Genomic DNA, 7,928 nt, shown 5'->3' on the forward strand with positions numbered 1-7,928 from the left:
AATCAAGACCAGCTTTGGGGCGATTATGATGCGGCCCAGGCGGCGCCGGGCGGCGCTTCTCCGCCGCCCATTTGGCAGGGAATGAATGCGCCTTCGCCAGCGCCCACCGTTAACCAGCCAGGCCCATCGGATCAAGGCGCCGGGGCATGGATTTTTGGGGCAGCACACGTGCCCAACGCGCTTCCGGCGCCGGATCTAGCAATCTACGTCCCCGGCTGGCAACACGGCGATCAGCGCGCGCCTGAGGACCTCATGCGCGGAATGCACTACATGGGCGTGCTGCCGAGCCCGTCGCAGCCGCAGACAAATTTCACCATCGGTGGCGTGCCCTACACAGCGGCGTTGGGGCCATCAGGCAGGCAAAACGACATCATTGTGTTCTACCGCCGAAACTGAACAAGCGATAGCCGCACGACAAACAGGATGAAAGTAAAAGCTGCGTCGGCCTCGATTGGGGGCCGACGCGTCGCCTATTCGCAATCACAAGTTGTAGAGCGAAAGGCTGCAAAACCCGCGTTTTGCCTACCAAGCGCGTCTCGGGCGGGGACAAATTTCCAAAAATGACCGCGCTGCTCGAACGCCTTACGCATCGTTGCGAGATCGTCGAAAGTGGAAACGAATCCTGGTGCTTCAGAGCCGCTTTCAAAGCTAGACTAAAGCCGAAAAGCCAACCTGCCGCGCCCGTTCCGGCTGTGCAATCCCGACCAGGCTCCGCCTGAACGGGCGCTCAGGGGCACGCCCTTCACCACCACAAGCCGGGGGCTCTTTTCACCCGCCAGCCGATGATCCGGCGGGCATAGGATGACGCCTTGGTGCAGGCATAGTCGAAGTCGTGAAAGGCGAACTCGCTCCCTGATCCAACCGGATGATCTTCGGATAGCCGATCGTGCTGCATAGAGCTCAGACATGCTTCCGGGAGACTATGTCGGCGAGGAGTGTGGCCGCAGCATCGCATCAACACGGCAAAGCCATCCTGCTCCCTGGTGCGTCTAAACACTTCCATTTCAGGCGTTAGTCCAGGTCGCGTTGACCAAGCGTACCCTTCTTTGTTCTGTGGGAGCGGGGAGGCCCCCTTTCGACAACGGCTTCTTCAAGTGTAGTCTCGCAATTGGCTGCTGCCCGTCGAGATGCAGGGCGGACGGCAAAAGGGCGCACGAGGCGCCCCTCCTTTCAGATCGGCTGTCGCAACCGACCTTCGCTGCGGGTATCAGAAACGGTAGGTGACACCTGCGCCTATCAACCAGGGATCGAGCGCGGCCTTGCCTGTCAGCTTCGCGCCGCCTACCGTGACGTCGAAGTCTGGCTTCAGGAAAAGCTTCTTCACGTCGAAGTTGACACCCCAGTGCTGATCCACCATGTAGTCGAATCCGACCTGTAGCGCGGTGCCGAACGTGTTCTTAACCTTGAGAGCATCGGCGCTGCCGGCATCCTGGTTATAGAAGATCGTGTAGTTCACGCCGGCACCGACATAGGGCTTGAAGGCGCCGAAATCGGTAAAATGGTACTGCAGTGTGAGCGTTGGCGGCAGCAGCCAAACCTTGCCGACCTTGCCCAGCCCACCGATCGTTCCTTGGCCGTCGATGTTGGCGTAGGTCGTGCCGAGTATGAGTTCGGCGGCGATGTTGTCGGTGAAGAAATAGGAGATATCGAGTTCCGGTGTCAGGGAGTCCGAATAGGAAAGACCGGAGCCGGGCACCGCGTTGACGTGGCCTGAATCCTCAGTGATGACCCCCAACGCGCGCAGGCGGACCTGCCAAGGGCTTGGCCATTCCGTGACCGAGGCTCCTGCCTGCGGGACGCTCGCGGCTTGCACCAGGTCCGCCGCGACGGCCTGCTGTCCCACCACAATGAGGACGAGGGCCGCTGCTACCTCCCGCGCCACGCCCATTCGCTTTTTCGCCATGATGTTCTTTCCTTGCTCTTCAGAGATGACGCACTGCACTATGAAAGATCCTGCTCGAACTTGCTGAGACCGGATGAGCCTCCTGCTCATGTTGGTGAGACCGAGCACCCGTTCTGCGTGTGCTCACAAAAATCGACCTGTGCTACTTGTTGAAATGTTGCTCTTGTTGATCCCGGCCACCTATCGACCGCTATCGGCGCGCCAGCCGATCGCACTGCGAAGGAAATTGTGGCCCAGGGCGACGAATGCGGCCCGCTCCCGATTGTTCTTGCCGTAGCCGTGCCCGCCCGCGCTGGCCTCGTAGAAGTAAGCCGGATAGCCAAGAGCCTGCAACTTTGCGGCCGTCTTGCGCGCGTGGCCCGGGTGGACGCGGTCGTCCCGCTTCGTGGTGGCAAGCAGGATCGGCGGATAGGGCTGTCCCGGCGTTGCGGCGTGATAGGCGGAGATTTCCCGGAGGAAAGTCCAATCCTCCGGCTTGTCGGGATCGCCATATTCGCCAATCCCGCCTGCGCCAAAAAGCTTGGTGTAGCGGCGCATGTCGATAAGCGGAACTGCGCAGAACAGCGCACCGAAAAGCTCGGGATAGCGGGTCAGCATATTGGCAATCAGCAGACCGCCATTTGAGCAGCCCTCGGCGGCAATCCGCCTCGACCGCGTGATGCCCCTTCGCACGAGATCGGTGGCAACGGCGGCGAAATCGTCATGCGCAAGACGCTTGCCCTCCCTACGACCCGCCTCGTGCCAACGGGTGCCGAACTCGCCGCCCCCTCGGATATTCGCCACCACACAAGTGCCGCCGCGTTCGAGCCATAGCTTGCCGAGCGGGGAGTTGTAGGAGGGCAGGCACGATATGCCGAACCCGCCATAGGCGGTGAGGTGAAGCGGAGCATCCCCGTCGCTATTCGCCGGGCCGACCTGCGTATAGGGGATCATTTCACCATCGGTCGCGACTGCCTCGTGTCGCGTGACCGCTAGACCGGATGCGTCGAAATTCTCCGGGTGGCGCTTCAGGATCACTGGAGCGCCGAGAGGCGTGGCATTGAGGTCGAAGAGGAAAAGCTGCGGCGGCGTGATCGGGTCCTGAGCCGAAACGAGGACCTCTCCATTGGAAACGTGCCGTTCCGCATCGAGCGGCCAGAGAGAAACAGTTCCTTCGGTAGGTACTGTCTCCAGCGCTAGGCGTGTCCATTCCTGACGGCCGGGGGTGAACATCTCGAAACGCGGAACGAGATTGACGAGATAGGAGATGATGAGCTTGCAGTCATTCCAGAAGAAGGACTGCAGGGAGCGCCTGTCGCCTGGTTCAAAGAGGGTGCTAAAATCACGCTTTCCGGCGATGAAGGAAGAGAGCGAGATGCCTATCAGCGTGTCGGCGGCATGGGTCGTCCCTCCCACGGTCCAGGGCTTGCGCGGCTTTACCGCCAGCCAGTCGCCGAAGCCATTCCACCAGGCGTCCCGAGGAAGGTCGATCTGCATCTTCGGCCCGCTTCTGTCGCCGATTCGGATTATCTTCTCGAAGAAGGCCGGCCTCTCGATGAACCAAAGGCGCTCGCTCTCGGCGGTGCGATCCAGATGGCCAGACACGCCGAGGGATTCGGAACCGGTTTCGAAGATTACCGGCGCGGTGAGCGGATCCGCGCCACGCTTCCACAGCCGCACGGTGCGCGCGTAGCCGCAGCGGGTGGCCATGCCATCACCAAAGGCACTGGACAGCAGAAGCGTGTCGGGGTCGAGCCAATTGATGCCGCCCTTCGCCTCCGGGAGATTGAAACCGTCGGCGACTAAGCTCAGAGTGCCCAGATCGAATTCGCGATGCGCGACCGCGGCGCTGCCGCCACGCGACAGGCGCAGAACGGCTCGTTCCCGTTTGTCAGGCTCGACCGACGCGCCGCCCCAGATCCAGTCCTCGCTGTCGCGGGCGGCGAGCGCGTCGAGATCGAGCAGGGGCTCCCACTGGGGATCGGCCGTCATATAGGCGGCAAGGGTGGTTCGCCGCCACAGTCCGCGCGGGTTTCGGGCATCTCGCCAGAGATTGTAGAGGTGCTGTCCGCGGCGAGTGATAAGGGGAATGTTGTCGAGACGGTCGAAAATCGCTGTCAGGGCATCGTGATCGCGCTCGAACTGTGTTCCATCGAAGTGCTCCAAGGTCCTGGCCGACTGGCTGGCCGCCCAGTCAAGTGCCCGTTCGCCTTCTACATCTTCAAGCCAAAGATAGGGATCATCGTCGGGAGCATTCAGCGTTGGGCGCAAATCGAATGCCGTCATGTCCGGATAACCTGAAGAATGATGTGGACTGGAAAACAAGCGCAAGATTCTCCGTCGGCTCGGGAAAGCTCGGCTTTCGCGGGGGCGACCACATATTCGGCCAGCGTGATCATGGAATGATTTCTCCTCTATCCGCGCCGAAGTGCGTATGTGGATAGTGCAGCACGTGTCGTGCCAAATGAGAAAATCGTTTCACAACAATGAGATGGCTCTGATGGCGCTGTGTCTCATGTCCGACTTTGTCGAAGACCCGACAACGCGTGCAGCCGTAGACGCATGATCGGTCTCCTGTGCGGGTTCCGTGGGCACCGCGGAAAACTCGAGCAGTGAAGCTCTACGCGAACTGACCGAGCTTCGGATCGACTTCGGCCACGGGGCAATCGGTTGCTTCTGAGGCAGATCGCCAAACCGTAGGTCGAGCTTTTTCAGGGGTGTTTTCGCATTGATGGCGCCGACCGTGGCAACATGGAGCTCTTGGCGAGCAGCGTTGTCGGATTTGAGGGCACCGGATCGTTCGCGGCGACATCAAGGGCATTGCTGCAATTTTCTCATTTCGCGGCGACGGAGAACGCAATTCACTTCGATAATGCCGAGCGCATCGCGGCGCCCGTGATCCTGGCCTACCTGTGGGCGCGCAAAAGGTTGCTTGGCGGCCTCATCCCTCCGCGCCTAGATTGGGTCGCAGGGACCAAATGGCGCTTGTTCTCTTGGATGCGTGGTTGGCAATGTGATTATAGCGCAAAGCTCTTCCGGCTATCTCTATACGGTCGACAATGCAGTTGGTGAGGTTCCCAGCTAGTGCGATAGTTGATGCGCTTAGGTCTGGGCATGCGCCCATCCGCAACCATCTGATCAAGAGCATCGTCCGAGCGAATTGCTTTCCCATGAGAGAGGCCTCGCGGCGGGAATGAGATGGCGTCACCCGCCATCATCGCTGCCTTCGAGGATGTCGTGATCGACCCAGTGCAACGGCATGATTGGTGAAGAATCTGGTTGCTCTTGCGACTGCCGACTTTGATGACAAGGCATGTCGCGGTCTGTCCAGCTGGAGATACAAGGGCCTGCACCGTCCGATGATAAAGACACCGTCCTTGTTCCGAATCTTCTGGTTCAAAAGGTGACGGATTGGCTCTTCGAAAAAGGGCGACATCGACGTGCGAATCGGGCGCCGCCGTGAGGCGCACCCCTCAATGTCGGATTTCCGACAGGTTTGAAAATCCGCCAACCAATTGCTTTGATCTGATTTCCTTCTTTGGCACGGCCTATGCACGGGATTCTGCGAACGTATCAGCGAGAAACGTCGTCCATGATTTCATGCGCACCGAAAATGCCCGACGCCGCGGTGAAAACCGCGCCCTTGCCTGCCACCAAGCCGCCGAAAGGCCGGCGCATCATGCGCCGGCTTCAAATACGTGATGGGCCTGGCAACCGTGTCGAGTGATGGCGACGTGGTCGTGGAGGCCGGCGGCAAGGACATGCGTTGATGCCCCCCAACCCATGTCGCCACCATGACCCGTCGATTGCCACCGGTTGGAATGCTCGGCGTCTATGTTCGATAGCCCGAACGCGCAGGACAATTGTCGCAAATCCGGTCAGGACCGGAGCTCGATAACGCCCGCGAGGGGCGCAAGCCGATATTTGCCGCGAACATGCCGCCTGGCCGGGAAACACCTGTAGGAGCAAGGCAAGTGGAGCTCTCTTGCATTGGGGTCGGAGCTGGGCCGTTGAATTTGAGTCTTGCGTGTCAGATACACGACGAGCAAACAGGACTAGAGGCGCAGTTCTTGGATCGGCAGGTCGACTTGCGCTGGCATCCAGCCATCACATTCGAGTCCTCGCAACTCCAAGTCAGCCACTTCGAGGATCTGGTTACGCTGGTGAATCCGCGATCAGCCTACACTTTCGTAAACTACTTGCACGAGCACGGCCGTCTGTACCATTTTCTGAACGCACAATTCAACGCCGTGCTCAGAGCTGAGTTCGAGCAATACCTGAGATGGGCGTTCCACAGAAACCCGCTTGTCCGCGGCGGCGAGACCGTGCGCGAAATCTACTATGACGGCGAATTTCGGGTGCGCACGGATAACGCGGTTCTCGGCGCCAGAGACGTCGTGGTTGGCATTGGCAAGCAGGCGCAGATTCCGCCTCAGTTTCAGGGTTGGACTGGACGCAACCTGTTCCACTCATCCGCTTTGCTAGACATCCATCCTGAGGTGGGGAAAAAGCATGTCTGCGTCGTTGGCGGAGGCCAGTCGGGGGCCGAGGTGCTGTTGCACCTCGTCGGCCTGCCGAAAGAACTACGGCCTCGATTGATCACTTGGGTCTCGCAGTGCCAAATCTACGTGCCTCTCGACAACAGCCCATTCACAAATGAGCTGTTCATGTCCTGCTTTTCGGATCGTTTGGCGGGGATGAGCGAGTCGCAGCGCAAGCTGTTCCTGCGTCGTTTCGTGCTTGCCTCGGACGGCATTTCAGAAAGCACGCTACGCGCGACCTATCAGGCGCTGTACCGCCACACATTTCTCGAGCCAAACGAATGTGAGATCACACTGCAGCCGGGTTGCAAAGTTTCACGCTGCGTCAACGTCGGTGCGGGCCACAGGCTGATCCTGCAGCGCGGCATGGAAGATGTCGGAGAGGTTACGGCCGACATCGTTATCCTGGCTACTGGTTACCAGAACGCGTTGCCAGACTTCTTGGAACCGATCGCGGACCGGTTGGAGCAGATCGACAATGAGTTGGCTATTTGCGAGGATTTTTCGGTGCGCTGGGACGGACCGCGCGACAGACGCATCTTCGTCCAGAACGCGAGCCTCGGGCAGCGCGGGCTGGTCGATCCGAGCCTAAGCCTGCTTGCTTGGCGTGCGCGTCGCATCCTCGACAGCCTTCTGGGGCGCGCGCCACGTGCGAAACCCGAGCCCCCTGACTTTATCAGTTCCACCTCGATCGAGCGGTGGCCTGGTCCCCTGGCTCCAGAGCGGGGCCAAAAAATATGAAGCTTCGCCTTTGATCATCGGCGGTGGCATACAAGGATGGTGTCCGCCTCCCCTGCGGCCAAAGCCGGAGCCTTGTCATCGTGACCGAACAAGCCTTCGGATCCATCGGCGCATCGCATATTCTGGGGGCGTGCATTTTCCTACGGTTATCAAGACCGGACTCGGTCGCTCACTCGAAAGATCACAGTGGCGTTGGCGGCCAAGCTGGCTCGGACATCAAAGGATGGTACCGCCCTTTGGCGATGAGTGTCGCTTCCGGACCAGATAAGGCGATTGATCCGGCCCTGTTTACAGAACCCTTGGACGCGTTCTCAAAACTCAAGGCACTCCTGCGCGCCAAGGCCGAGAGAACCATCACGGCTCTGTGGGACGCGGTCGGCTCGCTCCTTGATTAGTTCACGCCAACTACTTCCAGGCCGCCGGATATGACCAAGATTAAACAGGACGTGCTCTAGTAGCTCTGCGGTCGCAATCATCGCCTCAACACCGCCGGCAGGAAGCCATCGGTGGTCGTGGCCGCGATCGCGGCGGATGGCCGCCTTCCTGTGGGTCAATGGGCAGGAGAGAGCCGTCGCAATCGATCGATAATGGCGTGCCGGGCCTGCAGCAGGTACCGCTTGCTCAGCGCCGTCTCCGGAATTATGGACAGATTTCCCCGGAGAATCGTAAGCGCGTAGGCATCCCCACGTAGCGTGCAGGCGGTTGATCGCTCATTTTCAGCATGAATCATGCGGAGAATCCTGTGAGCGACAGTATGAGCCATC

Annotated in this window: 4 protein-coding genes and 2 pseudogenes; 3 read left to right on the forward strand and 3 right to left on the reverse strand. The window is 59.9% G+C overall.

All coding sequences use genetic code 11. The annotated features are described in order from the left end of the window. Positions 1-396 (forward strand): annotated as a pseudogene (locus ACFFNA_RS34275) (hypothetical protein); the annotation flags it as partial. 811 nt (positions 397-1,207) lie between these two features. Here ACFFNA_RS34275 and ACFFNA_RS34280 read toward each other — a convergent pair. Beyond that, complete coding sequence (locus ACFFNA_RS34280; RefSeq protein ID WP_095085157.1) at positions 1,208-1,903, reverse strand: OmpW/AlkL family protein; 696 nt, start codon at positions 1,901-1,903, stop codon at positions 1,208-1,210. A gap of 180 nt (positions 1,904-2,083) precedes the next feature. Continuing rightward, complete coding sequence (locus ACFFNA_RS34285) at positions 2,084-4,168, reverse strand: prolyl oligopeptidase family serine peptidase (protein WP_378924326.1); 2,085 nt, start codon at positions 4,166-4,168, stop codon at positions 2,084-2,086. Positions 4,169-5,817: 1,649 nt separating this feature from the next. On the opposite strand from ACFFNA_RS34285, the gene ACFFNA_RS34290 reads away from it, so the two are divergent. Continuing rightward, positions 5,818-7,164: a lysine N(6)-hydroxylase/L-ornithine N(5)-oxygenase family protein gene (locus ACFFNA_RS34290; protein ID WP_378924330.1), complete on the forward strand. Its 1,347-nt coding sequence runs from the start codon at positions 5,818-5,820 to the stop codon at positions 7,162-7,164. Positions 7,165-7,466: 302 nt separating this feature from the next. Further along, positions 7,467-7,603: pseudogene (locus ACFFNA_RS34295) on the forward strand (IS630 family transposase); the annotation flags it as partial. Positions 7,604-7,714: 111 nt separating this feature from the next. Here ACFFNA_RS34295 and ACFFNA_RS34300 read toward each other — a convergent pair. Next, positions 7,715-7,928: hypothetical protein (locus ACFFNA_RS34300; RefSeq protein WP_378924328.1), on the reverse strand; the 214-nt coding region annotated here is incomplete at its 5' end.

The sequence above is a fragment of the Mesorhizobium kowhaii genome (genome assembly GCF_042431665.1).
Taxonomy (GTDB): Bacteria; Pseudomonadota; Alphaproteobacteria; order Rhizobiales; family Rhizobiaceae; genus Mesorhizobium; species Mesorhizobium kowhaii.